Source organism: Pseudomonas sp. REB1044 (genome assembly GCF_038813925.1).
Taxonomy (GTDB): Bacteria; Pseudomonadota; Gammaproteobacteria; order Pseudomonadales; family Pseudomonadaceae; genus Aquipseudomonas; species Aquipseudomonas boreofloridensis.
The window spans coordinates 2,040,691-2,067,069 of the sequence record NZ_CP046139.1 but is presented as its reverse complement, the minus strand read 5'-3'; the positions used below and the strand labels follow the sequence as shown (position 1 = coordinate 2,067,069).

The window sequence follows — 26,379 nt, the reverse complement described above, 5'->3', positions numbered from 1 at the left end:
CTTATAGCTTGGATACCTACAAACAATTTGATTGATGGACTTCAGCATTGCAACCTGACCACATCGATTTTTGGCCCCTGTCTCCCGAGGTTGCACGATGCGCGATGCCCCGATTCTTCTCACCCCAGGCCCGTTGACCACCGCTGCGCGCACGCGCCAGGCCATGTTGATGGACTGGGGCTCTTGGGACGCAGACTTCAACACCATGACAGCCAGCGTGTGCGAACAGTTGCTGGGCATTGTTCAAGCTAGCGCCAGTCACTGCTGCGTTCCCCTGCAAGGCAGCGGCACCTTCGCCGTCGAAGCGGCCATCGCCACCTTGGTGCCCCGCGAGGGCAAAGTGCTGGTACTGATCAACGGAGCCTATGGTGAGCGCTTGGCGAAGATCTGCCAGGTGCTGGGTCGTCGATTCACGCCAGTGCGCAGCGACGAGGCTCGACCGACCTGCGCTGCCGAGGTTGATCGTCTACTGACCGACGATCCCACGCTGACCCATGTGGCGCTGATTCACTGTGAAACCAGCACCGGCATCCTCAACCCGCTGGTCGACATCGCCGAGGTGGTCGCCGCACAGGGCAGAGGCCTGATCATCGACGCCATGAGCTCGTTCGGCGCCCTACCCATCGACGCCCGTCAGGTCCGCTTCGAGGCGCTGATCGCCGCTTCGGGCAAATGCCTGGAGGGGGTGCCGGGCATGGGCTTCGTCCTGGCCGAGAAACACGCACTGAGTGCTGCGGCGGGCAACGCCCAATCCCTGGTTCTGGACCTGCACGACCAGTATCAGTACCTCGCGCGCACGGGCCAATGGCGCTTCACACCACCGACTCACGTGGTGGCCGCCTTGCATGCGGCACTCGAGCAGTACCAACAAGAAGGGGGATTGGCTGCGCGCCATGCTCGCTATCAGGAGAACTGCAGGATCCTGCTCGAGGGCATGGCCACGCTGGGCCTGCGCAGCTTCCTCCCAAGCGCCTGCCAGGCGCCGATCATCGTTACCTTCCACGCTCCCCGAGATGCCCGCTTTCAGTTCAAGGATTTCTACGAGCGGGTCAAGACCAAAGGTTTCATCCTCTACCCCGGCAAGCTGACCGAGGTCGAGACGTTCCGCGTTGGCTGCATCGGCGCAGTCGGCCCCACCCAGATGCACGCCGCGGTCGATGCTGTCGCCCAGGCGTTGCGCGACATGCATGTCGTAGATCTGTGAACCCTGCCCCCGAACTCCAGGACCCCCCTCAATGAACTACCGCAACCCGACACACCTGCAAGCGGCGATCCTCGACTGGGCCGGCACCGTCGTCGACTTCGGCTCATTCGCACCCACCCAGATCTTCGTGGAGGCATTCGCCGAATTCGGTGTTCACCTGTCCATCGAAGAGGCCCGCGGCCCCATGGGTATGGGCAAATGGGACCATATCCGCGCCCTGTGCGATCTTCCACAGATCGCTGAGCGCTACCGCCGAGCCTTCGGCCGCACGCCGACGGACGATGACGTCACAGCCCTCTACGAACGCTTCATGCCTTTGCAGATCGAGAAGATCGCCGAGCATTCGGCGTTGATACCGGGTGCACTGGATACCATTGGCGAACTGCGGCGCGCCGGGCTGAAGATCGGCTCCTGCTCCGGTTACCCGAAGGTGGTGATGGACAAAGTGGTCGAGCTGGCGGCGCGCAACGGCTACATCGCCGACCACGTCGTGGCCACCGACGAAACGCCCCAGGGTCGCCCGTGGCCAGCCCAAGCCCTGGCCAATGTGATCGCCTTGGGTATCGAGGATGTGGCGGCCTGTGTGAAAGTCGATGATACGCTGCCGGGCATTCTCGAGGGACGTCGCGCCGGTATGTGGACCGTGGCGCTGGTCTGCTCAGGCAACGCGTTGGGGCTGACCTGGGAGCAGTACCAGGCCCTTGAGCCGCAACAACTGGATGAGGCGCGACAGCGCATTCACACCCAATTCGAAAGCGCACGCCCGCACTATTTGATCGATACCCTCAACCAGTTGCCAGAGGTGGTGGCCGATATCAACCGGCGCCTGGCCGGAGGGGAGATGCCACAGGCATGCTGAAGGCGTCCGAAGGTAGAAGGCGGATCGAACCGCTGCCGCTTCACCTGCCGCACCCCCACCCTCAGACTGCGCGGTTGAGCTTCACCCACGAGGCGAATTTGTCGATGAAGCCCTGCAGGAACGGCCGGGTCTTGTCATTGAGCTTGCCGGCCTCGTCGAACAGGGTCGCCGCCCCACCAATGTAGGCCTCGGGCATCTGCATGCAGGGCATGTCGAGGAACACCAACGCCTGACGCACAGCGTGGTTGGCGCCAAAGCCACCGATCGCACCCGGCGACACACTCACCACCGCCGCAGGCTTGCCACTCCAGGCACTCTGACCATAGGGCCGTGAGCCCACGTCGATGGCATTCTTGAGCGCACCCGGCACGGAGCGGTTGTATTCCGGGGTCACGAACAAGACCGCATCACAGCGGCGGATCTCATCGCGAAAGCGCTGCCAGGGTTGTGGCGCACCCGCTGCCTCGACGTCCTCGTTGTACAGCGCCAGATCGCCGATTTCGACGATTTTCAAGGAAAGGCTGGACGGTGCCAGCTCAGATAGAGCACGTGCAACCTTGCGGTTGTAGGAGTCCTTGCGCAGGCTGCCGACAACGACCGCGACCGAATAGACCTGACTCATGGCAATGCATCCTCTGCGGGGTAAGGGGGACTGTGTAGTTATAGATGACAGTGTTTCCCGGCCAAGGTTTTTTTCCGCCGCAGGAAAACTTCCCACCCTCCTCGTTTGTCTATGGCTACAGATATTTCTCCATATTTCAGAGGTTTCAATCCACATGGCAGCAGTAATGGTCGGCCAATTCCATGCCCGCGACGCCGAAGGCCGCATCTACCCGGTGCACGAGTTCCAGGAATCGACCTTGCAGCCGGACGGCAGCACGTTGGGCTCGCCGATCACCACCTACCGCCTGGCCATCGGCGATCGCGTCAACTACTTGGGCGAGGATCGCTTCGAGCTCGCTCAGAGCGGCGTGGAGATCGTGCGCATTCCGTGAACAGAGGTGCTCAAGCCTGGCCAGAATGAGGCTCAGGCTTCGCTCAGTGTTTCCCACAGGGCGGGCCCACCGGCCGACTTGGCAATGGCCGCCAAGCGCTCGGCATGGGCCTGTAACTCCCCATCGCTGGCCATGACCACTCTACCCGGCTGGCGCCCGACGATACGTCGGATTTCGCTACCCGAGCGACCTTGACCATCGTCCTCCTCACCGCCCTGCCCAGCCAGCGACAGGCTGGTCTGGCCACCGGTCATCGCCAGATAGACGTCCGCCAGCAATTCCGAGTCGAGCAGCGCGCCGTGCAGGTCGCGGCCGGAGTTGTCGATGCCATAGCGCTTGCACAGGGCATCGAGGCTGTTGCGCTGGCCCGGATGACGGGCCCGCGCCATCATCAGAGTGTCGAGAATGGAGCAGTGCTGAGCGATGTCGGCACGGTCTTCCTGGCCCAGCAGGGCGAATTCGTTGTTGATGAAACCAACGTCGAACGCTGCGTTATGGATGACCAACTGCGCGCCCTTGATGTAGTCGAAGAATTCTTCGGCCACGTCGGCAAAACGCGGTTTGTCGAGCAGGAAGGTATCGGTGATGCCGTGCACGCCAATGGCGCCCTCGTCGCTTTCGCGGTCAGGCTGCAGGTAGACGTGGAAGTTGCGGCCGGTCAAGCGCCGGCCGATGACCTCGACGCAACCGATCTCGATGATCCGATGGCCTTCGCTGACAGGCATACCGGTGGTTTCGGTATCGAGGACGATCAGGCGGGTGTTCTGCTGATCCACGCGGGGCTCCAAGCGACATCTGGGAAAGCCGGCGAGTATACAACAAAGCGACCACGGGCTCGGCACCCGTGGTCGCCTGTTCCAACCACCCTGGCGTCAGTTCTGCACGCTCTGCACGGACCCGCCATCGACGCGCAGGTTGCTGCCGTTGATGAACGATGCGCGATCGGACACCAGCAAGGCGATGGCCGCTGCCACCTCTTCGGGTTTGCCACGGCGCTTCTGAACGATGCCGGGGCGCTCTTCGTCGAGGAAGCTCTTGATCGCCTCCTCGAAGCTTTCGCCGCGCTCCTGCGCACGCTGCTCCATCATGCCATCGGTCATGCCAGTTTCGATGAACGCCGGTGAGACCGTATTGCACAGCACCCCGTGGGCCGCTTCCTTGTAAGAAAGGTTCTTGATGAACGCGGCCAGGGCCGCTTTGGCGACGTTGTACACCGCCTCTTCCCAGTAGGGCTGCACCGCGTTTTCCGACGTGATGCACACCAGACGTCCCCAGCCGCGCTGACGCATCGGTGGGATGGCGGCACGGGCGATGCGCACGGCGCTGAAGAAATCAGTGGACCAGGCCTCTTCGTAGTCCTCGTCGGACAACGCCAGCGGATCGCCCTTGGCACCAGTGACACCGGCGGTGTGCACCACGATGTCCACCTGCCCAAAGTGCGCTTCGGCCTGACGAATCAGGCCATCGACCTCGGCTTGGTCGGTCATGTCCGCAGCAATGAGCAGCGGCTCACCACCGATGCCTGCGGTTTCTTTTTCCAGGTGATCCTGGTCCTTGTCCGTCAACACCAATCGCACACCCTCTTCGGCCAGCAGGCGCGCGGTCGCCAGACCAATGCCTCCTGCCGCGCCGCTGATCAGGGCTACACGCTTAGTCAAACCTAGATCCATCACATCTCTCCTCGGGCACTGTCAACAGCGATACGGCGAACGAATTCAAGCATGCGTTCGGCCAATTCACGGGGTGTCTGCAGCGGCATCAGATGACCTGCGCCAGGCAAGGTCAGCAGCGTGCTGTCTGGGAAATGGGCCAGCGTGGTGCGCTGTTGCGCTGAGGCATCCGGCACCTGCGCATCGTCGGCGCCGCAGACCAGCAACGTCGGATACGGCAGTTCGCCGATCCGATCGCTCCAGTCCTCGCGACTGCCGTGGTCGACCCAGGCACGCCAGGCGTCGAGGTTCACCGATTGGGCGTCGGCGATGGCTACCTCACGCAGCGCATCGGGCAAGCGGTGAAAGCTGGACTCATCGACGAACTGTTCGGCTTCGACCCGCGAGGCTTGATAGCGTCGCTGTCGATCGCGATCGCCCTCGCTCATCGGCTGCGGACCAGGCGGCGACGGCGCCACCAGCACCAAGCCTTGCAGATAGTCGGGACGCCGGGAGGCCAGGGCCACCGCGACCTTGCCGGTCATCGAATGACCGACCAGGACGCAGCGCTCGATGCCCAGCGCACGCACGCTGGCATCGACCTGATCAGCCATCTCGGCCACCGAATAGCCGCTGACTCCATGAGCATCGCCAAAGCCTGGCGTGTTGAGAGCCACACAGGCGTGCTCGCGGTCGAGGAATGGCAGCGTGGGACCCCAGGTGCGATGGGAGCCGCCCAGAAAATGCATCAACACCAAAGTGATCGGGCCTGAGCCCTGTTGGCTGTAGGGGAGCATCGAACGCCGCCTCATGGGATTTCTCAGTGGAGAGCGAGGCGGCTAGGAGAGTTCATTTCTTTGACAGGCAAGGGCGGGCACACCCGCCCTGGGGTGGTTCAGCGCTGTGCACGGACCTCATCGACGCCACGGTTGGCCAACTGGTCGGCGCGTTCGTTGCCCGGATGGCCGATATGGCCGCGGACCCATTTCCAGGTCACCTTATGCCGATTGACCTGTTCGTCGAGCAGCTTCCACAGGTCGGCATTCTTCACCGGTTCCTTGGTGGCAGTCTTCCAGCCGCGCTTCTTCCAATTGGGCATCCACTCGGTGATGCCTTTCATCACGTACTGCGAATCGGTGGTCAGGACCACCTCGCACTCGCGTTTGAGCGCCATCAGCGCGCAGATCGCGGCCATCAGTTCCATCCGGTTGTTGGTGGTGTCGCGCTCGCCGCCCCACAGCTCCTTCTCGACACCCTTGTAGACGATCAGGGCGCCCCAGCCGCCCAGGCCGGGATTGCCCTTGCAGGCACCATCGGTGTAGATCTCGACGCTATCGCTCATGTACCGCCTTCGTTCGCTTGCAGGTTAAATAGCGCGGACAATCCGCTCAGGGCTCGCTGTGACGGCGATTGACCTTGGCCAGCGGCAGCGGCAACAGCTTGCCCATCGGTTCGCGACGCTCCAGCGGCAAGGGCCGCAGCCCCACCACCACCTTGCGCGCCACCAGCAGATAAACGCCGCCGCCGGCCACCTGCCAGCGCCCGGCCGTCCGCTCCCAACCCGCCAGGCGCTGCTGCCAGGCGGGTGAGGAAAACGGCGGACGATAACACCCGAAGCGGCGTTTCTCCAGCGCGAAGCCCAGCAGGTTCAGCCAGTCGCCCAGGCGCGAGGGCGAGATGCAGCGCGCCTTGCGCAGTACCCCGCGACCGAGCAGATGGCGAGCGCCCCAGGCACTCCAGGGATTGATGCCGACGATCAGCAGATGTCCGCCCGGACGCACCGCGCTGGCGGCCTGGCGCAGCAGACCATGGGGCGAGAGGCTGAAATCCAGACCATGCTGCAGCACCACCACGTCGGCGGCATGCTCGGACAGCGGCCAGGCCTGCTCCTCGCAGACGATCTCGACACCGGGCAGTGGCGCGCCCAAGCGGACATTGCGCTGCACTTTCAGCGCCTGGGGGGGCGCAGCGGCACCGGGCCGTAGTGCACCAGAAAACCGCCGAAGAAGCGCTCCAATTCGTCCTCGAGCAGTTTCTCCTCCTCCTTGAGCATCAGCTGACCCAAAGGCCCGGCGAACCAGTCGCGGGCCAGGCTGATCAGTTCGACCCACTCGGGGTCGGCCTGGGCAAAGGCTTGATCGGTCATCGCATTCTCCCTCGAAGGTTTCGTCGGCCGCGCCATCGCGGCTAAGATGCCCTCATCTCCCACGCCAGATGATTCGGAACCGCACAATGATACAGATCGAAGCCCTTCGCGCTTTCTCCGACAACTACATCTGGTTGTTACAGGATACTGCCAAACGCCACTGCGCGGTGGTCGATCCCGGCGACGCCGCACCGGTGTTGGCGTGGCTGCAGGCGCATGGCGACTGGACGCTCACCGACATCCTCATTACCCACCACCACAACGACCACGTCGGTGGCGTGCAACAACTCAAGCAGGTCACCGGCGCCAGCGTCCATGGCCCGGCCCACGAAACCATTCCCGGGCGCGATGTGGCGCTAAACGACGGCGACACGGCGACGGTGCTCGGCATCACGTTCGAGGTGCTCGCCGTGCCGGGGCATACCCTCGGCCACATCGCCTTCTACAGTGACCGCACGCCAACGCCGCTGCTGTTCAGCGGCGACACACTGTTTGCCGCCGGCTGCGGACGGATGTTCGAGGGCACGCCCGAGCAGATGCAGCCCGCCTTGCAACGCCTGGCCAGCCTGCCAGAGAGCACCGAAGTGTACTGCGCCCACGAATACACCTTGAGCAACCTGCGTTTCGCCAGGGCCGTGGAGCCGAGCAACGCCGATATCCAACGGCGTTTCGAAGAGGTCACGCAGTTACGTGCGCAGCAGCGCATCACCCTGCCCTCGTCCATTGCGCTGGAGCGCCTGACCAATCCTTTTCTTCGCACCGCTGTAACATCCGTTAAACAAAAAGCGGACGAATGGAAAGGCAGCCCCAACAATAGCCAGATAGCGGTCTTCGCTGCGCTCAGGGCCTGGAAAGACAGCTTCTGATCGCGCGCCGTAGGGTCGTAGAAAGACATCCAAGGTTGACCCATCCGGGTGCGGTTTTTAGAATCGCCGAAATTTTTTGCCCGGAAAAATGTGTACGCCGATGTCTTCACGTAGCCGCCGCACCGCTCATTCCGCCGCCCTGACGCGTCTGGCACAAGTCAGCGCCCTGGCCCTGGCCGCCACCCTGGTGGGCTGTCAGAGCACCCGTCAGGTGGAGGAAACCGACAGCGTTCGCGCGCACAATTACCAGGCGCGGATGAAGCACAGGCCAGCCCCCCTGGTGATCAAACCGGTCGAGCAGAAGGCCCCCGACGATGTCTGGGAGCGTATGCGCCAGGGTTTCGTGCTGCAGGACAGCATCGACGTCAACCCGCGTATCGAACAGCAGCGGTTGTGGTTCGCCAGCAACCCGAGCTTCCTGGAGACGGCCGGCGAACGCGGCAGCCTGTACCTGCATTACATCGTCGAGCGCCTGGAAGAGCGTGGCATGCCGCTGGAGCTGGCACTGCTGCCGGCCATCGAGAGCGCCTACAACCCGATGGCCTACTCGCGCGCCCATGCCGTGGGCCTGTGGCAGTTCATCCCCTCCACCGGCCGTCACTTCAACCTGCGCCAGACCAACTTCTACGATGGCCGTCGCGACATCACCGCCTCGACCAATGCGGCGCTGGATTACCTGACGCGCCTGCACGACATGTTCAACGGCGACTGGCTGCTCGCCCTGGCCGCCTACAATGCCGGCGAAGGCACGGTCAGCCGGGCGATCGAACGCAACGAACGGCTCGGCCTGCCCACCGATTACTGGAACCTGCCCCTGCCCCAGGAAACCCGTGACTACGTGCCCAAGCTGCTGGCACTGTCGCAGGTGGTGCTGACCCCGCAGGCCTATGGCGTGAACCTCAGCCCCATCGCCAACGAACCCTACTTCGAAGCGGTGGTCATCAACGACCGCCTCGACCTGACCCGCGTCGCCGCCTTTGCCAACATCGACGAAGACGAGTTGATCCAGCTCAACCCCGCCTTCAAGAAACGCATGACCGTCGACGGTCCGCAGCAATTGCTGGTGCCCACCGCCAAGGCTCGTTTGCTGACCAGCAGCCTGTCCAACCTCAAGCCTGAACAGCTCCTGAGCTTGCAACCGAACAAGGCGGTGTTCCAGGCCGCTCTGGCCGAGGCCAAGGCCCCCGCCGCCACCAGCAGCTACCGGGTCAAGCGTGGCGACAACCTGGGCGCCATCGCCAAGGCCAACCGCGTGTCGGTCAAGGACATCCAGCGCTGGAACCGCCTGTCCGGCACCCGCCTCAAGGCTGGGCAGGTGCTCGCCCTGCGTGGCGCCAGCGCCCCCAGCGCTGCCGCCAGCCGCGTAGCCGCAGCCCAGCAGCGCTCGACCCAGTACAAGGTGCGCAAGGGCGACTCCTACTACCTTGTAGCCAAGCGTTTCAACGTCGAGATGAAGCACCTCAAGCGCTGGAATCCGCGTACCGGCCAGGCGCTCAAGCCCGGCCAGACCCTCACCGTCTACCTCGGACGCTGAACCGCGCCAGCCCAGGGCGAGTGCGCGGCGATGAGCCGCCGCAGCCGCCCCGGGCGCTACCCTTTTTCCATTGCAGACAAGCTGTTACTGTACGCCGGACCAAGCCCAACGCCGCCTCGACCGGATCCCAGACTTGATAAGAACTTTCCTCCTGTCATTGAGCCTGGCCTTGAGCTTTCCCGCAGTCGCGACAGTGAGCGAAAGCCACGGTTATGCGCAGTTCGGCACGCTCAAGTATCCGGCCAGCTTCACCCATTTCGACTGGGTCAACCCGCAGGCGCCCAAGGGCGGCACCTTGCGAGCCATGGCATTCGGCACCTTCGATACCCTCAACCCCTACACGTTCAAGGGCACCAGCCCGGTCTCGACGCCCAATTTCCAGCAGTACGGAGTCAGTGAGCTCAATGAGACGCTGATGATCGGCACCGGCCAGTATGACCCTTCCGGCGACGAGCCCACCTCCAGCTACGGACTGATCGCCCGCTCGGTCGAATACAGCGAGGATCGCAGCTGGGTGGTGTTCAACCTGCGACCTGAAGCACGCTTCCACGACGGCCACCCGATCACTTCGGCCGACGTCGCCTTCTCGTACCGCACCTTGCTCAAGCAGGGCCATCCGCTGTACCGCACCAACCTGCAGGAAGTGCAGCGCGTCGATATCCTCGGCCCGCTGCGGATCCGCTTCGTCTTCAAGCGTGCCGGCAATCCGTTGCTGATCCTGCGCCTGGGTGAAATGCCGGTGCTGCCCAAGCACTACTGGCAAGGCCGCGACTTCGAGGCCACCACCTTCGAGCCGCCGCTGGGCAGCGGGCCGTATCGGATCAGCGAAGTGCAGCCCGGCAGGCGCCTGGTGTTCACTCGGGTCAAGGACTACTGGGGCAAGGACTTGGCGGTCAACCGTGGCAAGTACAATTTCGACCGCGTCGAATTCGAGTTCTACCGCGACGCCACCGTCGCCTTCGAGGCATTCAAGGCCGGCGAATTCGACATCTACATCGAACACCAGGCCAAGAATTGGGCCAACGGCTACAACTTCCCGGCCATCCGTCGCGGCGAAGTGATCCAGGCGCAAATTCCACACCGGATCCCGACCCAGACCCAAGGCCTGTTCATGAACACCCGCCGCGAAGCCTTCGCCGAGCCCAAGGTGCGCCAGGCCCTGGGGCTGATGCTCGATTTCGAATGGACCAACCGTGCCCTGTTCAGCAGTGCCTACCGACGTGCCACCAGCTACTACCCCAACAGCGAATTCGCGGCCACAGGCCTGCCCACCGGCAAAGAGTGGCTGCTGCTTTCGCCCCTGCGCGATCAGCTACCGGCCAAGCTGTTCACCGAGCCCTACCAGGTCAGCCAGACCGACGGCCGCGGTATCGACCGCCAGACCTTGCGCAAGGCGCTAAGCCTGCTCGCTGAGGCGGGCTGGAAGCTCGACGGCCAGCGCCTGGCGGATGCCAAGGGCCGTCAGATGCGCCTGGAACTGCTGCTGGTGAATCCCAACCTGGAACGCATCCTGCAGCCCTATGTCGAAAACCTCTCGAGCATCGGCATCGATGCGCGCCTGCGCACCGTGGACCGTGCCCAGTACAAACAACGGCTGGACCAGTTCGACTTCGACATGATTCTGATGACCTTGAACCAGACGCTCAGTCCAGGCCTGGAACAGTGGCAGTACTTCCATTCCAGCCAGGCCTCGGTCAAGGCAGCAAGAACTACGCCGGCATCGACGATCCCGTGGTCGACCTGCTGCTCGATACGCTGATGGCCGCGCGCACCCGCGACGACCAGGTCGCCGCTGCCCGCGCTCTGGACCGGGTGCTGTCCTGGCACCACTACATGATCCCGAACTGGTACCTGGACAACCATCGCCTGGCCTACCGCAACCGGTTCGCCTTCGTCACCACACCGCCCTACACCCTCGGGCTGAACAGCTGGTGGCTCAAGACTTCGGAGAAAGCCAAATGATGCCAATGCCTCGCCTGCGCCTGGCCAGCGGCTTGCTGCTCGCCTGCCTGAGCCTCGCGGCAGCCGCCGCACCGCAGCATGCCCTCACCCTGTACGACGAACCGCCCAAGTATCCCGCCGACTTCAAGCACTTCGACTACGTCAATCCCGATGCGCCCAAGGGCGGTACTTTCCGCCAGTCCAGCTTCGGCAGCTTCGACAGCCTCAACCCCTTCATCAACAAAGGCGTGGCGGCAGACAACATCAGCAGCATCTACGACACCCTGATGCGCGCCAGCCTCGATGAGCCGTTCACCGAGTATGGTCTGGTCGCCGAACGTATCGAGAAAGCCCCGGACAACAGCTGGGTGCGTTTCTATCTGCGGCCCCAGGCGCGCTTCCACGACGGCCACCCCATGCGCGCCGACGACGTGGTGTTCAGCTTCGAGGCGCTGACCAAACAAGGCGCGCCACTGTACCGCCAGTACTACAGCGACGTGGCCGAGGTGATCGCCGAAGACCCGCTGCGCGTGCTGTTCAGGTTCAAGCACACCAACAACCGCGAGTTGCCGCTGATCCTCGGGCAATTGCCGGTGCTGCCCAAGCACTGGTACGCCGAGCGCGACTTCACCCGCGGCAACCTGGAAATTCCACTGGGCAGCGGGCCGTACAAGGTGGCCGAGGTCAAGGCCGGACGCTCGATCCGTTACGAGCGGGTCAAGGACTACTGGGCCAAGGACCTGCCGATCAACCGCGGACAGTTCAACTTCGACGCCATGACCTTCGATGCCTACCGCGACACCGCCGTGGCCCTGCAAGCGCTCAAAGCCGGCCAGTTCGACTACGGCCTGGAAGTCAGCGCCAAGAACTGGGCCACCGCCTACAACGTCCCAGCCGTGCGCGACGGTCGACTGATCAAGGAAGAGCTGCCCAACGGCAACCCCGTGGGCATGCAGGGCTTCATCTTCAACCTGCGCAAGCCGGTGTTCCAGGACATCCGCGTGCGCCAGGCACTGAGCCTACTGCTGGATTTCGAATGGACCAACAAACAGTTGTTCAATGGTGCCTACACCCGCACCGGCAGCTATTTCGAGAACTCGGAAATGGCCGCCAAAGGCCTGCCTTCGGCCGATGAGTTGAAGGTTCTCGAACCGCTGCGCGGCAAGGTGCCCGAGCAGGTCTTCGATCAGGCTTTCCACAACCCGGTCAGCGACGCCAGCGGCATGATTCGCGAACAACAGCGCAAGGCGTACCAACTGCTGACTGAAGCCGGCTGGAAGATCGAGAACGACAAGATGGTCGATGCCCAGGGCAAGCCGGTGTCCATCGAGTTTCTCCTGGCTCAGACCGAATTCGAGCGTGTTCTACTGCCATTCAAACGCAACCTGGCAGACCTGGGCATCGACCTGAGCATCCGCCGTGTAGACGTCTCGCAATACGTCACCCGCCTGCGCTCGCGGGACTTCGACATGATTGTCGGCGGCTTCCCCCAGTCCAACTCGCCGGGCAATGAGCAGCGCGAATTCTGGACCAGCGCCGCCGCCGACAATCCGGGCAGCCGCAACTTCATCGGCCTGCGCGATCCGGCCATCGACCAACTGGTCGAGGAACTGATCAACGCCGAATCGCGCCAGAGCCTGATCGCCCACACCCGGGCGCTGGACCGCGTGCTGCTGTGGGGCTACTACGTGATCCCTAACTGGCACATCAAGACTTGGCGCGTGGCGTACTGGAACCACCTCGGCCATCCGAAGGTGTCGCCCAAGTACGACATCGGCCTGGACACCTGGTGGATCAAGCCCGACGTCACGCCAGCGGTGAGCGAAGCGCCCGCCACCCCTGCCGCAGAGGCGAACTGACATGCTCGCCTATATCCTGCGGCGTCTGCTGCTGATCGTCCCGACCCTATTCGGCATCCTCATCATCAACTTCATCATCGTCCAGGCGGCCCCCGGCGGTCCGGTCGAACAGATGATCGCCAAGCTCGAAGGCTTCGACGGCGCCACCAGCCGCATCGCCGGTGGCGGCGCCGAAGTGTCGGTGGCCGGTTCCAACTACCGCGGCGCGCAAGGCCTGGACCCGGCGCTGGTCGCCGAGATCGAGCGCATGTACGGCTTCGACAAATCCGCGCCCGAGCGGCTGTGGATCATGGTCAAGAACTACGCCCAACTCGACTTCGGCGACAGCTTCTTTCGCGATGCCCGGGTCATCGATCTGATCGCCGAGAAGATGCCGGTGTCGATTTCGCTGGGGCTGTGGAGCACGCTGATCATGTACCTGGTGTCGATCCCGCTGGGCATCGCCAAGGCGGTGCGCCACGGCAGCCACTTCGACGTCTGGACCAGCTCGGCGATCATCGTCGGCTATGCCATCCCCGCGTTCCTGTTCGCCATCCTGCTGATCGTACTGTTCGCCGGCGGCAGCTACTTCGACTGGTTCCCGCTCAGGGGCCTGACCTCGAACAACTTCGAGCAGTTGTCTACCACCGGCAAGGTGCTGGATTACTTCTGGCACCTGGTGCTGCCGATCACCGCGCTGGTGATCGGCAACTTCGCCACCATGACCCTGCTGACCAAGAACAGCTTCCTCGACGAGATCAACAAGCAGTATGTGGTCACCGCCAAGGCCAAGGGCCTGAGCCGTACCCGCGTGCTCTACGGTCACGTATTCCGCAATGCCATGTTGCTGGTGATCGCCGGTTTCCCCTCGGCGTTCATCGGCATCTTCTTCACAGGTTCCCTGCTGATCGAGGTGATCTTCTCCCTCGACGGTTTGGGCCTGATGAGCTTCGAGGCCGCGATCAATCGCGACTATCCGGTGGTGTTCGGCACCCTGTTCATCTTCACCCTGCTGGGGCTGGTGGTGAAACTGATCGGCGACCTCACCTACACCTTGGTCGATCCGCGCATCGACTTCGCCAGCCGGGAGCACTGACATGGCCCTCTCTCCCCTCAATCGCCGGCGCTTCGAGCGCTTCAAGGCCAACCGTCGCGGCTGGTGGTCGCTGTGGCTGTTCCTGATCCTGTTCGGCCTGAGCCTGGGTGCCGAGCTGATCGCCAACGACAAACCGATCGCCGTGCACTACGACGGCCAGTGGTACTTCCCGGCCTTCAAGCGCTACCCGGAAACCACCTTCGGCGGCGAGTTCCCGCTCGAAGCCAACTACAAGAGCCCGTACGTGCGCGAACTGCTGAGTAAGAAGGACAGCTTCGTGCTCTGGGCACCCATCCCGTTCAGCTACCAGAGCATCAACTACGACCTGAAAGTGCCGGCACCGGCGCCACCGTCGGCCGATAACCTGCTGGGTACCGACGACCAGGTCGGGACGTGCTGGCACGGGTCATCTACGGCTTCCGCGTGTCGGTGCTGTTCGCCCTGACCCTGACCCTGGCCAGTTCCATCGTCGGCGTGATCGCCGGCGCCCTGCAAGGCTTCTACGGCGGCTGGGTGGACCTGGCGGGCCAACGCTTCCTGGAAATCTGGTCGGGCTTGCCGGTGCTGTACCTGCTGATCATCCTCGCCAGCTTCGTGCAACCGAACTTCTGGTGGCTGCTAGGCATCATGTTGCTGTTTTCCTGGATGAGCCTGGTGGACGTGGTGCGCGCCGAGTTCCTGCGCGGCCGCAACCTGGAGTACGTGCGCGCCGCCCGAGCCTTGGGCATGCGCAATGGCCCGATCATGTTCCGCCACATCCTGCCCAACGCCATGATCTCGACCATGACCTTCATGCCGTTCATCCTCACCGGCGCCATCGGCACGCTCACTGCGCTGGACTTCCTCGGCTTCGGCCTGCCCGCCGGCTCGCCATCGCTGGGCGAACTGGTGGCTCAGGGCAAGTCCAACCTGCAGGCGCCCTGGCTGGGCATCAGCGCCTTCGCCGTGCTGGCCGTGATGTTGAGCCTGCTGGTGTTCATCGGCGAATCCGCCCGCGACGCCTTCGACCCGAGGAAATGACATGAGCCAAGACATCCTGATCGAAGTCCGCGACCTGGCGGTGGAGTTCGTCAACGGCGAACAGGTCAACCGTGTGGTCGATGGCATCAGCTTCGACATCCGCAAAGGCGAAACCCTGGCCCTGGTCGGCGAGAGCGGCTCGGGCAAGTCGGTCACCGCCCACTCGATCCTGCGCCTGCTGCCCTACCCACTGGCGCGCCATCCCAGCGGCACCATACAGTACGCTGGCAAAGACCTGCTGCACCTGGGCGAAAAGCCCATGCAGCGTATTCGCGGCAATCGCATCGCGATGATCTTCCAAGAGCCGATGACCTCGCTGAATCCGCTGCACTGCATCGAAAAGCAGATCAACGAGATCCTCCTGCTGCACAAGGGCCTGACCGGCAAACAGGCCACCGCTCGCACGCTCGAGCTGCTGGAACTGGTCGGCATTCCCGAGCCACGCAAGCGCCTGAAAGCCCTGCCCCACGAACTGTCCGGCGGCCAGCGCCAGCGGGTGATGATCGCCATGGCCCTGGCCAACGAACCGGAACTGCTGATCGCCGACGAGCCGACCACGGCGCTCGACGTGACCGTGCAGTTGAAGATCCTCGACCTGCTCAAGGAACTGCAGGCACGCCTGGGCATGGCGTTGCTGCTGATCAGTCACGACCTCAACCTGGTGCGCCGCATCGCCCATCGCGTGTGCGTGATGCAAAGGGGCAAGATCGTCGAACAGACCGACTGCGCCACGTTGTTCGAGCAGCCCCAGCACCCCTACACGCAGATGCTGATCAATGCCGAACCCAGCGGCGCTCCGGCCATCACGCCGGTGGGCACGCCGCTGCTGCAGGTGGATGATCTGAACGTCTGGTTCCCGATCAAGAAGGGGCTGTTGCGCCGCACCGTCGACCATGTGAAGGCCGTCAACGGCGTGAACTTCAGCCTGCCGCAGGGGCAGACGCTAGGCATCGTCGGCGAGAGCGGCTCGGGCAAGTCCACCCTGGGCCTGGCGATTCTGCGCCTGATCGCCAGCCAGGGCGGTATCCGCTTTCACGGTCAGTCGCTGGATGGCATGAACCAGCAGCAGGTACGACCGCTGCGCCGGGAAATGCAGGTGGTGTTCCAGGACCCCTTCGGCAGCCTCAGCCCGCGGATGTGCGTGGCCGACATCGTCGGCGAAGGCCTGCGCATCCACAAGATCGGCACGCCGGCCGAGCAGGAGGCGGCGATCATCGCCGCCTTGCAGGAGGTGGGCCTGGACCCGCAGACCCGGCATCGCTACCCCCATGAGTTCTCCGGTGGCCAGCGCCAACGCATCGCCATCGCCCGGGCGCTGGTGCTCAAGCCGGCGCTGATCCTGCTGGACGAACCCACCTCGGCGCTGGACCGCACCGTGCAGCGTCAGGTCGTGGAGCTGCTGCGCACCCTCCAGGTGAAGTACAACCTCACCTACCTGTTCATCAGCCATGACTTGGCGGTGGTCAAGGCGCTGAGCCACCAGTTGATGGTGATCAAGCAAGGGCAAGTGGTGGAACAGGGCGATGCGCAAGGGATCTTCAACGCACCGCAGCATCCGTATACCCGGCAACTGCTGGAGGCCGCGTTTTTGCAGGCGCCCGTGCGATGAGGCTTTGCTGCTGTAGGGACTTTGCCTAGCGATATCTGTGATCGCTGGGCAAGTACGCCCCTACAGGAGCAAACGATGCCCGCCGCGACGATCATCCCACTACCTGCCGCAAAGCGGCCGCCGTTTGATTGATTCGGTTCCATAACGGCAATCTACACCCTGAAAAAGATGGCTTAAAGCCACACCCCCACGGATCGAATACGCCCCGCTGCGGTCTGTGTCAGTATCCGTAGTGCCCACGGCACCACCGTCCCACCCGCAGCACTCTCGAGGCTCCACATGGATTCCAACGTCCCTCCGTCGCCCAGTACCGGCGACGAACCTGCCAGCGTGCTCGAACGCCTGCAATTGGCCTTGGATTCCGGTGCGATCTCAGGAACCTGGGTCTGGGACATTCCCAACAACAGCATCACTGCCGACCTGGAGTTCTCCCGCTCCTTCGGCCTGCCCGCCGAGCGCTGCAAGGCTGGGATTCCCATCGAAGAGGCCTTTGGCTCCATCCACCCCGACGACCTCGACCAGGTGGCCGAGGAGATCCAGCGCACCTTGCAGCGTGGCGGCGCCTTTCGCTGCGAGTACCGTGCCCGCCGCGACGACGGCCAGTACCGCTGGATCGAAGCCAGCGGCCATGTCGAACTGGACGCCGACGGCGCGCCGATACGCTTTCCCGGCGTACTGATCGACATTGAGAGCCGCCGCGCCGCCGAGGCCGAGCGCGACCGCATGTCCGCGCTGCTGCGCACCTTCGCCGCTGCTGTGCCTGGAGTGGTGTACGCCAAGGACCTGCAAGGTCGCATGCTGGTGGCCAACCAAGGCACCACCGACCTGATTGGCAAGCCGCCGGAGTTCTACCTGGGCAAGACCGACCTGGAGTTCCTCGAAGACAAAGAGCAGGCACGCCAGGTGATGGCCACCGACCAGCGCATCATGCGCGAAGGCAAGGCGCAGCAAGTGGAAGAACGGGTCGACCTGGCCGACGGCACTGCGACCATCTGGCTGTCGCACAAGGCGCCGCTGTTCGACGACCACGGCAAGGTGATCGGGCTGATCGGCTCGTCCATCGACGTCACCGCCAAACAGGCCGCCGAGCAGGCGCTACGTGAGCTCAACCGCACCCTCGAGGCACGTATCAGCGAAGCGGTGGCGCAGAGCGAAGCGGTTCAGGCGGCGCTGAGTCAGGCGCAGAAAATGGAGGCCGTCGGCCAACTCACCGTGGGCATCGCCCACGACTTCAACAACCTGTTGGCCGGCATCACCGGCAGCCTCGACCTGATCCGCCTGCGCCTGAACCAGGGCCGTACCGCAGACCTGGAGCGCTACGTATCGGTGGCCCACACCGCTGCCCAGCGCGCGGCGGCCCTCACCCACCGCTTGCTGGCGTTTTCCCGCAAACAGACGCTGCTGCCGGTGCCCACCGACATGAACGCGCTGATCGGCGGTATCGAAGAACTGATCCAGCGTACCGTCGGCCCCACGGTCAACGTCACCGTCGACCTCAGCCCCACCCTGAAGACCTGCCTGGTCGACCCGGTGCAGTTCGAAAACGCCCTGCTCAACCTGTGCATCAACGCCCGCGACGCCCTGCCGGGCAGCGGCAACCTCAGCATCCGCACCGCCGCACGCACCCTGCTCAGCGCGCAGGACGGCGGCGACAGTCTGCCTGCCGGCAATTATCTGTCCATCGTGGTGGAAGACGACGGCATCGGCATGGACGCTGCGACCCTGGCCAAAGCCTTCGACCCCTTCTTCACCACCAAGCCGGTCGGCCAGGGTTCGGGGTTGGGATTGTCGATGATCTATGGCTTCGCCAAGCAGTCCGGCGGACAGATCAGCCTGGAATCCGAACCCGGCCAGGGCACCCGCGCCTGCCTGCTGCTGCCGGTACACGACACCCAGCCGCTGGCCGCAGGCGAACCCTTGCCGTCGCTGGCGCTGCCCGACGGTGAAGCCAGCAAGAACATCCTGGTGGTCGACGACGAGGCCTCGGTGCGTGCCTTCGTGACCGAAACCTTATCGGCCCTGGGCCACGTGGTCATCGAAGCGGCCGACAGCAAGGCGGGTCTGCAGTTGCTGCAATCGAACATCCCATCGACCTGCTGGTAACCGACATCGGTCTGCCCGGCGGCATGGACGGTCATTGCATGGCGCTGGAAAGCCGCAAGTACCGGCCGGGATTGCCGATCCTGTTCATGACCGGCTATGCCCACCCGAGTTGCTGGAGAGTTCCCCGCTGCGCAGCCAGTGTCCGGTACTGAGCAAACCGTTTTCCCTGGAAGCCCTGGTGCAGCAGGTGCACGCCTTGAGCTACACGGCCTCGTCCTGAGCGCGCACGCGTCACTCACGCTTGAGCAGCGTGCAGGGCGCGACACCGAACGCCTTGCGAAACGCATGGCTGTAATGTGAGAAATCGCTGAAGCCATAGTCCAGCGCCGCTTGCGAGATGCTCTTGGCCTCGCCCCGCTCGAGCGCTCGACGGCTGCCTTCCAGGCGCTCCTTCCAGATGGCCGCGGCTGGGGTCTTCTGGTGGCGGGCAAAGGCGCGGGTCACCGTGCGTGTGGAGACGTGGTGCGCCTGGGCGATGCGCTCCAGGCTCAGTTCGGGGTCGGCCAGGTGTTGACGGATGTAGTGCATTACCCGCCCGTGCAGATCCAGCTCGGCATGGGTGATGGTCAGGTCCTGCCATTCCAGGCTCAGCACCAGCAGGTCCAGCAGCGTTTCAGCATAGCGCGCGCTCAGCGCGCCCTCGCCCAAGGTGCCGTGGCTGGCGGCTTGCTGAAGCATGGCGCGCAGCGGCAACACGCCTGGCCGGTGCGCGTCCAGCACCGTGGCGGTGCGTTGCTCGATGCCGGGCACCCGCGAAGCCAGCCAGTGCCGGGGAATGCGCAGCAGGTGATTTTCGGTACCACCCAGACTGAAACGGAAACGCTGGTCTGCGTCGTAAAGAAACAAATCGTCCGCCGCCAGCCGAGCCTGACGCCCGCCTTGCTCGAACTGTCCATAGCCTTGGCGGGTGAACCCCAGCCATAGATCGTCGTTTGGATCGCTGCGGACGTGGTCCTGCTCGCGGGCCCAATGATGCAGCGGCGCCGACAAGGTATACAACTCCAGCGGACCGATGCCCTTGACCCCCAGCGTGCCCTGGAAATCGCTCTGCGACGCCGGCTCGCTGTCCGCCTTCAGGCAGTGTTGGCAGACCACATCGCGCCAGTAGTCGAAACGGCGTGGCGCCTCCACGGCAAGGGTCGAGTAGCGATTCGAATCAGGCATGGCTTGGACCTCGAACGGCGCGGTGCAGCGTGTGGAGTTGGGACGCGAGTACAGGAACAGCAAGTTTCACGCCAGCGACCCAAGGCCGCACAGTCCATCGCCCAGCGCTGAAACCCGCACCCTTCTGGTGCTTGCCGCCATTTCCAGCCCCATGCCGATACAGCGCGCGCACCCTGTCCTTCCCAACCAACAGGTTGTCCCGACCGACCAAGCGGCGCGCCCAGACGCTGCCTAACGTTTAGCCGACGCCGGACGCACCCCGGCGCCGCCAAGGCTGTGTGCACAGCGCCTGATGACGACCAAGAAGAACAAGGAGCCGCCCCATGGAATCCGCAATCGACAAGCATCTGAAATGTCCCAGGACGCTCTCGCGTCGGGTCCCCGACCACTACCAGCCGCCCTTCCCGATGTGGGTGGCGCGCGCCGGCGAAGAGCTGCGCCAGGTGGTGATGGCTTACCTGGGCGTGCAGTACCAGGGCGAAGCACAAAAAGCCGCGGCGCTGGCTGCCCTGCAGCACATCGTCGCCAGCTTCGCCCTGACCGATGGCCCGCTCAACCACGACCTGACCCACCACACCGACAACAGCGGCTACGACAATCTGATCGTGGTCGGCTACTGGAAGGACCCCGCCGCGTACCGCCGCTGGCTGCGCAGCAGCGAGGTGGATGGCTGGTGGTCGGCCGAGGCACGCCTGCACGAGGGCCTGGGCTACTTCCGCGAGGTGGTGGCGCCGCGTGCCGAGCAGTTCGAAACCCTGTACGCCTTCCGCGAAGACCTGCCCGGTGTCGGCGCGGTGATGGACAGCACCAGCGGCGAGATCGAGGAGCATGGCTACTGGGGCTCGATGCGCGACCGCTTCCCAGCCTCGCAGACCGACTGGATGGAGCCCGATGACGAGCTGCGCATCCTCAGCGGCGACCCGGCCAAGGGCGGCCGGGTGATCGTCGGCGGCCACGACAACATCGCGCTGATCCGCTCCGGGCAAGACTGGGCCGAGGCCGGCCCGAGGAGCGCTCGCTGTACCTGGACGAAATCCTCCCCACCCTGGAAGCCGGCATGGACTTCCTGCGCGACAACGGCGCGCCGCTGGGCTGCTACAGCAACCGCTTCGTGCGCAACATCGACCTGCAGGGCAACCTGCTCGACACCAGCTACAACATCGGCCACTGGCGCTCGGTGGAAAAGCTCGAACGCTGGGCCGAATCGCACCCCACCACCTGCGCATCTTCGTCACCTTCTTCCGCGTGGCCGCGGGCCTGCAGAAGCTGCGCCTGTACCACGAAGTGTCGGTCAGCGATGGTCGTCAGCAACTGTTCGAGTACATCAACTGCCATACCCAGACCGGCATGCTGCGCGATGCCAAGCCCGCGCCCCAGGCGTGCCCGGCACAGGCGAACGCCTCATGAACGTGGCCAACTCCACCCTGCGCCTGCTCGGCCTGGGCCTGCTGCTGCCAGGGGTTGCAGCGAATGCCGTGGAAGTGGCGCCCGGCGACTATGAACAGTACCCGGTCGGCGCCACCATCGGCGCGATCTACTACCAGCATTCGAGCACCAACACGCTGTATGCCCAGGACCACAAGGTCAGTTCCGATTTCAAGCTGCGCTCGGACATCGGCATCCTGCGTCTGCTGCACGTGATCGCCCTAAGCGACACGGTGACCCTCGACCCGCAGTTCCTGCTGCCCTTCGGTCACGTTTCCGGGCATGACGACGCCTCCCCCTGGGCAGCGCCGACGGCATCGGCGACCTGATCCTGGCGGCACCGGTCAAGCTGCGCCTGAACGACGCCCGCGACACCTTGAGCCTGACCCCCTACCTGTTCGTGCCGACGGGCAATTACGACCGCGACGATCCGCTGAACATCGGCGAGAACCGCTGGAAGTTCGAACTGCAAGGCGCCTACGTCAAGCATTTCGACGAGCACTGGGCCTTGGACCTGGTCGGTGGCGCCACCTGGTACGGCGACAACGACGACTACGGCCCAGCCAGCCAGCGTCTGGAGCAGGACGTGTCCTACGCAGCGCAGATCATGGCCCGCTACATGCCGGATGCCGCCACTACCTTCGCCATCGGCGTGGGCCACACCTGGGGCGGCGAGACCGAAATCGAGCAGTTGAACCAGGACAATCGGCTCGGCACCACCAACCTGCGCCTGACCGTCACCCGTTTCGTCACCCCAAGGACCAGGTGCAGGTGCAACTGGGTCGCGACCTGGCGGTGGAAAACGGACCCAAGGAAGACCTGCGCGTGAATCTGCGCTATGCGCATATTTCTGATCGGCGGCCGCCACGCCCACCCTCACCGACCTGACCCCAAGGACCGCACCATGGCCATCGACCGCCCCACCGCCGAACAATTGCAGGCGCTCGCCCAGCGTCTGCACATGCACTTGACACCCGAACAGGCCAGCGACTATCTGGCTTTGATGCAGGGCAGCTTCGAGGCCTACGACCTGATCGACGAACTGCCCGACTACACCCCGGTAGCACCCGCCTCACCGCGCCCCAGCCATCGCCCAGCATCGAGCGACAACCTGCTCAACGCCTGGTACTACCGCTGCGAAGTGAGCGGCGCGGTGGACGGCAAGCTGGCCGGGCGCAGCGTCGCCCTCAAAGACAACATCGCCCTGGCCGGCGTGCCGATGATGAATGGCGCCACGCCCCTGGAAGGCTTCGTGCCCGGCTTCGACGCCACGGTGGTGACGCGCCTGCTGGAGGCCGGCGCGACCGTACTGGGCAAGGCCACCTGCGAGCACTACTGCCTCTCCGGCGGCAGCCATACCTCCGACCCGGCACCGGTGCACAACCCGCACCGCCACGGCTATGCCGCCGGCGGCTCGTCGTCGGGCAGCGCCGCGCTGGTCGCCGCCGGCCAGGTGGACATGGCCGTGGGCGGCGACCAAGGTGGCTCGATCCGTATTCCCTCGGCCTTCTGTGGCACCTACGGCATGAAGCCGACCCATGGCTTGGTGCCCTACACCGGGATCATGGCCATCGAAGCGACCCTCGATCACGCCGGCCCCATCACCGCCAACGTACGCGACAACGCGCTGATGCTCGAAGTGCTGGCCGGGGCCGACGGCCTCGACCCGCGCCAGGCCGCGCCGCAGGTCGATCACTACACCCAGTATCTGGACCGCGGCGCCAAGGGTCTGCGCATCGGTGTGCTGCGCGGGCTTCGAGTTGGCCAACCTCGATCCACGCGTGGCCGACAAGGTCAACGCGGCCATCGAACGCCTCGCCTCACTGGGGGCTCAGGTAGCGCCGGTGTCGGTGGCCGAACATCGGCTGGCCGGTGCCTTGTGGCATCCCATCGGCTGCGAGGGCCTGACCAGCCAACTGATGCACGGCAACGGCGCCGGCTTCAACTGGAAAGGCCTGTACGACGTGGCCCTGCTGGACAAGCAGGCCGGCTGGCGCACCCAGGCCGACCGGCTGTCGCCTTCGCTGAAGCTGTGCATGTTCGTCGGCCAGTATGGTCTGGAGCGCTACCACGGGCGCTACTACGCCAAGGCGCAGAACATCGCGCGCCTGGCCCGCGCCGCCTACGACCAGGCGCTGCAGCACTACGATGTGCTGGTGATGCCGACCGTACCGATCCTGGCCCAGCCACACCCACCCAAGGACTGCTCGATCAGCGAGTACGTGGCCCGCGCCCTGGAGATGATCGGCAACACCAGCGCCCAGGACATCACCGGCCACCCGGCGATGTCGATCCCCTGCGGTCTGGTCGATGGCCTGCCGGTGGGCTTGATGCTGGTCGCCCGCCACCATGCCGAGGGCCTGCTGTACCAAGCCGCCGCCGCCTTCGAAGCCAGCACCGACTGGCGCACCTTGTAACCGACCGTGCCCGCCCCTGAGGAGATCACCATGAGCACATCAGTGCCGACACCCGAAACCACCAGCCCCGGCCAGCGCGCGCGCGCCTTGCTCAAGGTCATGCGCGACCAGGACATGATTCCCGACGGCTACATCGAGCACCTCACCGACCTGATGGAGAACCAGTGGGATCCAGCCAACGGCGCACGCGTGGTGGCGCGCGCCTGGGTCGACGAGGACTTCCGCCGCCTGCTGCTCGAGGATGGCACCGCGGCCTGTGCCCAGTTCGGCTACACCGGACCACAGGGCGAATACATCGTGGCGTTGGAAGACACCCCACAATTGAAGAACGTCATCGTCTGCAGCCTGTGTTCGTGCACCGCCTGGCCGGTGCTGGGGCTGCCGCCGGAGTGGTACAAGGGCTTCGAATTCCGTGCCCGGCTGGTGCGCGAAGGCCGCACGGTGCTCAAAGAACTGGGCACCGAACTGCCGGCCCAGACCCAGGTACGCGTCTGGGACACCACCGCCGAAACCCGCTACCTGGTGCTACCGCTACGCCCGGCTGGCAGCGAACACCTGGACGAACAGGCCCTGCGCAGCCTGGTCACCAAGGACGTGCTGATCGGCGTCGCCCTGCCCGTGGTGCGCTGAGCCCAACGCTTTCTCCCTCTTCCAGACAGGTACATCTGCATGAACGGATTTCACGACCTCGGCGGCTTCCAGGGCTTCGGCCAGGTGCCCCATCGCATCGACAGCCTCAGCTACAAACCGGTGTTCAAGGACGACTGGGAGCATCTGGCCTATAGCCTGATGTTCGTCGCCTGCGACCACCTGGGGCTGTTCAGCATCGACGAAGTACGCCACGCCGTCGAACGCCTGGACGTGCGCCAACACGTCGGCACCACCTACTACGAGCGGTATGTCATCGCCACCGCCTCGCTGCTGGTGGAGGCCGGCGCGATCAGCCGCGAGGCGCTGAACCAAGCGCTCGGGGCGCCATTCAAGCTGGCCAACCCGCCGCACAGCAAAGGCCGTGCAGCCATTGCCGACCGTGTGCCGTTCGAAGTCGGCGAGCGGGTGCGGGTGCGCGACGAGCACGTCGCCGGTCACGTGCGCTTCCCCGGCTACGTGCGCGGCAAGGAAGGCGTGGTACTGCACCGGACCCGCGAACGCTGGCCGTTCCCGGACAGCATCGGCCATGGCGACCGTTCGGCGCTGCTGCAGCCGACTTACCATGTGCAGTTCGAGGTGCGCGACCTGTGGGGCGACGCCGCCGATGACGGGCAGGTCGTGGTCGACCTGTTCGAGAGCTACCTGGACCGGGTGCCGCAGTCGTGAACGCGGCGGCGAACCTGCCCACGCGTCTGCCGGTGACAGTGCTGTCGGGGTTTCTCGGCGCCGGCAAGACCACCGTGCTCAACCACATCCTGCGCAACCGCGCCGGCCTGCGCGTGGCGGTGATCGTCAACGACATGAGCGAGGTGAACATCGACGCCGAGGACGTCGAACGCCAGGTCAGCCTCAACCGCGGCAGCGACCAATTGGTGGAAATGAGCAACGGCTGCATTTGCTGCACATTGCGCGCTGACCTGCTGGAGCAGGTCAGCCATCTGGCGCGGGCCGGACGCTTCGATTACCTGCTGATCGAATCCACCGGCATCTCCGAACCGATGCCGGTGGCCGAGACCTTCGCTTTTCTCGATCGCGATGGCTTCAGCCTGAGCGAGCTGGCGCGCCTGGACACGCTGGTGACGGTGGTCGATGCCAGCAGCTTCGAAGGGTTGCTCGGCTCATCGATGCCAGCCGGCGGCGAGCCAGGGCAACGGCCACTGGGCGAGTTGCTGATCGAGCAGGTGGAATACGCCAACGTGATCCTGGTGAACAAGCTCGACCTGTTGCCGGAGGCGGCTTATCCAGCGTTGGAAGCGATGCTGCAGCAGCTCAACCCGCAGGCGCGGATCGTGCCGATGGTGCGCGGGAGATTGCCTTGGACCACGTGCTGGGCACGCGCTTGTTCGACCTGCCGAGCCTGGCGCGCTCGCCGGGCTGGATGCAGCAGATGGACACGCTGGGCACGCCTGAGCCGGAATCGGCCACCTATGGCATCGCCTCGTGGGTGTACCGCGAGCGTGCGCCGTTTCATCCGCAGCGCCTGCAGGCACTGTTGCAGCGGCCCTGGCGCAATGGGCGGCTGCTGCGCTGCAAAGGCTATTTCTGGGTGGCCAGCCGTTTCTTTGAAATCGGTCTGCTGGCGCAGACCGCCGGGCACTTCCAGTGGCAGCACGACGGGCGCTGGTGGCGGTTCATCGACCAGACACAATGGCCGGTCGATGCTTATCGGCGCCAAGCCATTCTCGACAAGTGGGACGAACAGGTGGGCGACTGCCGACAGGAGATCGTGTTCATCGGCCAGGGGCTGGACTGGCAGCTCCTGCGCGAGGAACTGGACGCGTGCCTGCTCAGCGAGCAGGAAATCCTCGAGGGCCCACAGCACTGGCGGAGGCTACCGGGGGCCGAGGCTTTCGCCTGAGGGG

At 64.5% G+C, this 26,379-nt stretch carries 16 protein-coding genes and 8 pseudogenes; 17 read left to right on the top strand and 7 right to left on the bottom strand.

Translation table 11 applies throughout. The features are described from left to right. Positions 1-97: 97 nt before the first annotated feature. Both GKC70_RS09620 and phnX read left to right on the top strand, forming a co-directional pair. Entirely contained in the window at positions 98-1,204 is a 1,107-nt protein-coding gene (locus GKC70_RS09620; RefSeq protein WP_342651168.1) for a 2-aminoethylphosphonate--pyruvate transaminase, read from the top strand. 31 nt (positions 1,205-1,235) lie between these two features. Beyond that, positions 1,236-2,063, top strand: a complete 828-nt coding sequence (gene phnX / locus GKC70_RS09615) for a phosphonoacetaldehyde hydrolase (RefSeq protein WP_342651167.1) — start codon at positions 1,236-1,238, stop codon at positions 2,061-2,063. Positions 2,064-2,124: 61 nt separating this feature from the next. Here the strand turns inward: phnX and GKC70_RS09610 are convergent, their stop codons facing one another. Then, on the bottom strand, positions 2,125-2,685 hold the full coding sequence (locus GKC70_RS09610) for an NAD(P)H-dependent oxidoreductase (RefSeq protein WP_039578546.1): 561 nt from the start codon (positions 2,683-2,685) through the stop codon (positions 2,125-2,127). A 154-nt stretch (positions 2,686-2,839) separates the two neighbouring features. On the opposite strand from GKC70_RS09610, the gene GKC70_RS09605 reads away from it, so the two are divergent. Then, positions 2,840-3,058 (top strand): hypothetical protein, encoded by a 219-nt coding sequence (locus GKC70_RS09605; RefSeq protein WP_029614166.1) that lies wholly within the window; start codon positions 2,840-2,842, stop codon positions 3,056-3,058. A 32-nt stretch (positions 3,059-3,090) separates the two neighbouring features. Here the strand turns inward: GKC70_RS09605 and dnaQ are convergent, their stop codons facing one another. The 5 genes and pseudogenes from dnaQ to GKC70_RS09580 all read right to left on the bottom strand — a co-directional run bounded on the left by dnaQ (position 3,091) and on the right by GKC70_RS09580 (position 6,853). After that, the gene (dnaQ, locus tag GKC70_RS09600) at positions 3,091-3,783 is read right to left on the bottom strand and encodes a DNA polymerase III subunit epsilon (protein ID WP_342651492.1); all 693 of its coding nucleotides are present in this window, start codon (positions 3,781-3,783) and stop codon (positions 3,091-3,093) included. Positions 3,784-3,930: 147 nt separating this feature from the next. After that, on the bottom strand, positions 3,931-4,716 hold the full coding sequence (locus GKC70_RS09595) for an SDR family oxidoreductase (RefSeq protein WP_240326850.1): 786 nt from the start codon (positions 4,714-4,716) through the stop codon (positions 3,931-3,933). Positions 4,717-4,727: 11 nt separating this feature from the next. After that, positions 4,728-5,504, bottom strand: coding sequence for an alpha/beta hydrolase (locus GKC70_RS09590; RefSeq protein WP_295482990.1), 777 nt, complete (start codon positions 5,502-5,504; stop codon positions 4,728-4,730). 98 nt (positions 5,505-5,602) lie between these two features. Next, complete coding sequence (rnhA, locus tag GKC70_RS09585; RefSeq protein ID WP_295482993.1) at positions 5,603-6,049, bottom strand: ribonuclease HI; 447 nt, start codon at positions 6,047-6,049, stop codon at positions 5,603-5,605. A 46-nt stretch (positions 6,050-6,095) separates the two neighbouring features. Further along, positions 6,096-6,853, bottom strand: a pseudogene (locus GKC70_RS09580) (SAM-dependent methyltransferase). An 86-nt stretch (positions 6,854-6,939) separates the two neighbouring features. Here GKC70_RS09580 and gloB point away from each other — a divergent pair. The 8 genes and pseudogenes from gloB to GKC70_RS09540 all read left to right on the top strand — a co-directional run bounded on the left by gloB (position 6,940) and on the right by GKC70_RS09540 (position 19,080). Then, positions 6,940-7,719 carry a hydroxyacylglutathione hydrolase gene (gloB, locus tag GKC70_RS09575; RefSeq protein WP_342651166.1) on the top strand — a complete coding sequence of 260 codons (780 nt, stop codon included), beginning with the start codon at positions 6,940-6,942 and terminating at the stop codon, positions 7,717-7,719. A 100-nt stretch (positions 7,720-7,819) separates the two neighbouring features. Continuing rightward, positions 7,820-9,253, top strand: coding sequence for a transglycosylase SLT domain-containing protein (locus GKC70_RS09570; protein WP_342651165.1), 1,434 nt, complete (start codon positions 7,820-7,822; stop codon positions 9,251-9,253). A gap of 133 nt (positions 9,254-9,386) precedes the next feature. Then, positions 9,387-11,215, top strand: a pseudogene (locus tag GKC70_RS09565) (extracellular solute-binding protein). Then, positions 11,212-13,053 carry an extracellular solute-binding protein gene (locus GKC70_RS09560; protein WP_342651164.1) on the top strand — a complete coding sequence of 614 codons (1,842 nt, stop codon included), beginning with the start codon at positions 11,212-11,214 and terminating at the stop codon, positions 13,051-13,053. The pseudogene GKC70_RS09565 and the gene GKC70_RS09560 overlap by 4 nt, the downstream one beginning before the upstream one ends. Before the next feature lies 1 nt (position 13,054). Further along, on the top strand, positions 13,055-14,128 hold the full coding sequence (locus GKC70_RS09555; RefSeq protein WP_317872451.1) for a microcin C ABC transporter permease YejB: 1,074 nt from the start codon (positions 13,055-13,057) through the stop codon (positions 14,126-14,128). 1 nt (position 14,129) lies between these two features. Continuing rightward, positions 14,130-15,148: pseudogene (locus GKC70_RS09550) on the top strand (ABC transporter permease). Position 15,149: 1 nt separating this feature from the next. Then, a complete protein-coding gene (locus GKC70_RS09545) occupies positions 15,150-16,757 on the top strand; it encodes an ABC transporter ATP-binding protein (protein WP_342651163.1) in 1,608 nt (535 codons plus the stop codon). Between the two features lie 279 nt (positions 16,758-17,036). Further along, positions 17,037-19,080 (top strand): annotated as a pseudogene (locus tag GKC70_RS09540) (PAS domain-containing protein). Between the two features lie 11 nt (positions 19,081-19,091). On the opposite strand, the gene GKC70_RS09535 reads toward GKC70_RS09540, so the two are convergent. Further along, the gene (locus GKC70_RS09535; protein ID WP_029612099.1) at positions 19,092-20,024 is read right to left on the bottom strand and encodes a helix-turn-helix domain-containing protein; all 933 of its coding nucleotides are present in this window, start codon (positions 20,022-20,024) and stop codon (positions 19,092-19,094) included. A gap of 323 nt (positions 20,025-20,347) precedes the next feature. Here GKC70_RS09535 and GKC70_RS09530 point away from each other — a divergent pair. The 6 genes and pseudogenes from GKC70_RS09530 (at position 20,348) to GKC70_RS09505 (ending at position 26,375) form a co-directional block, all read left to right on the top strand. Continuing rightward, positions 20,348-21,431 (top strand): annotated as a pseudogene (locus GKC70_RS09530) (phenylacetaldoxime dehydratase family protein). Further along, positions 21,428-22,337: pseudogene (locus tag GKC70_RS09525) on the top strand (transporter). The pseudogenes GKC70_RS09530 and GKC70_RS09525 overlap by 4 nt, the downstream one beginning before the upstream one ends. A gap of 16 nt (positions 22,338-22,353) precedes the next feature. After that, a pseudogene (locus GKC70_RS09520) lies at positions 22,354-23,866 on the top strand (amidase). A 30-nt stretch (positions 23,867-23,896) separates the two neighbouring features. Next, on the top strand, positions 23,897-24,496 hold the full coding sequence (nthA, locus tag GKC70_RS09515; RefSeq protein ID WP_039578584.1) for a nitrile hydratase subunit alpha: 600 nt from the start codon (positions 23,897-23,899) through the stop codon (positions 24,494-24,496). A 39-nt stretch (positions 24,497-24,535) separates the two neighbouring features. After that, on the top strand, positions 24,536-25,183 hold the full coding sequence (gene nthB / locus GKC70_RS09510; protein WP_039578585.1) for a nitrile hydratase subunit beta: 648 nt from the start codon (positions 24,536-24,538) through the stop codon (positions 25,181-25,183). A 14-nt stretch (positions 25,184-25,197) separates the two neighbouring features. Further along, positions 25,198-26,375: pseudogene (locus GKC70_RS09505) on the top strand (GTP-binding protein). Positions 26,376-26,379 lie beyond the last annotated feature (4 nt).

Excerpts from the sequence above, each read along its gene's own strand:
- GKC70_RS09605 (WP_029614166.1), top strand. The coding sequence starts at position 2,840 with ATGGCAGCAGTAATGGTCGGCCAATTCCATGCCCGCGACGCCGAAGGC.
- nthA (WP_039578584.1), top strand. The coding sequence starts at position 23,897 with ATGAGCACATCAGTGCCGACACCCGAAACCACCAGCCCCGGCCAGCGC.
- GKC70_RS09570 (WP_342651165.1), top strand. The coding sequence starts at position 7,820 with ATGTCTTCACGTAGCCGCCGCACCGCTCATTCCGCCGCCCTGACGCGT.
- GKC70_RS09535 (WP_029612099.1), bottom strand. The coding sequence starts at position 20,024 with ATGCCTGATTCGAATCGCTACTCGACCCTTGCCGTGGAGGCGCCACGC.
- GKC70_RS09545 (WP_342651163.1), top strand. The coding sequence starts at position 15,150 with ATGAGCCAAGACATCCTGATCGAAGTCCGCGACCTGGCGGTGGAGTTC.
- GKC70_RS09560 (WP_342651164.1), top strand. The coding sequence starts at position 11,212 with ATGATGCCAATGCCTCGCCTGCGCCTGGCCAGCGGCTTGCTGCTCGCC.
- rnhA (WP_295482993.1), bottom strand. The coding sequence starts at position 6,049 with ATGAGCGATAGCGTCGAGATCTACACCGATGGTGCCTGCAAGGGCAAT.
- nthB (WP_039578585.1), top strand. The coding sequence starts at position 24,536 with ATGAACGGATTTCACGACCTCGGCGGCTTCCAGGGCTTCGGCCAGGTG.
- GKC70_RS09590 (WP_295482990.1), bottom strand. The coding sequence starts at position 5,504 with ATGCTCCCCTACAGCCAACAGGGCTCAGGCCCGATCACTTTGGTGTTG.
- GKC70_RS09620 (WP_342651168.1), top strand. The coding sequence starts at position 98 with ATGCGCGATGCCCCGATTCTTCTCACCCCAGGCCCGTTGACCACCGCT.
- GKC70_RS09610 (WP_039578546.1), bottom strand. The coding sequence starts at position 2,685 with ATGAGTCAGGTCTATTCGGTCGCGGTCGTTGTCGGCAGCCTGCGCAAG.
- GKC70_RS09555 (WP_317872451.1), top strand. The coding sequence starts at position 13,055 with ATGCTCGCCTATATCCTGCGGCGTCTGCTGCTGATCGTCCCGACCCTA.
- gloB (WP_342651166.1), top strand. The coding sequence starts at position 6,940 with ATGATACAGATCGAAGCCCTTCGCGCTTTCTCCGACAACTACATCTGG.
- dnaQ (WP_342651492.1), bottom strand. The coding sequence starts at position 3,783 with ATGCCTGTCAGCGAAGGCCATCGGATCATCGAGATCGGTTGCGTCGAG.
- phnX (WP_342651167.1), top strand. The coding sequence starts at position 1,236 with ATGAACTACCGCAACCCGACACACCTGCAAGCGGCGATCCTCGACTGG.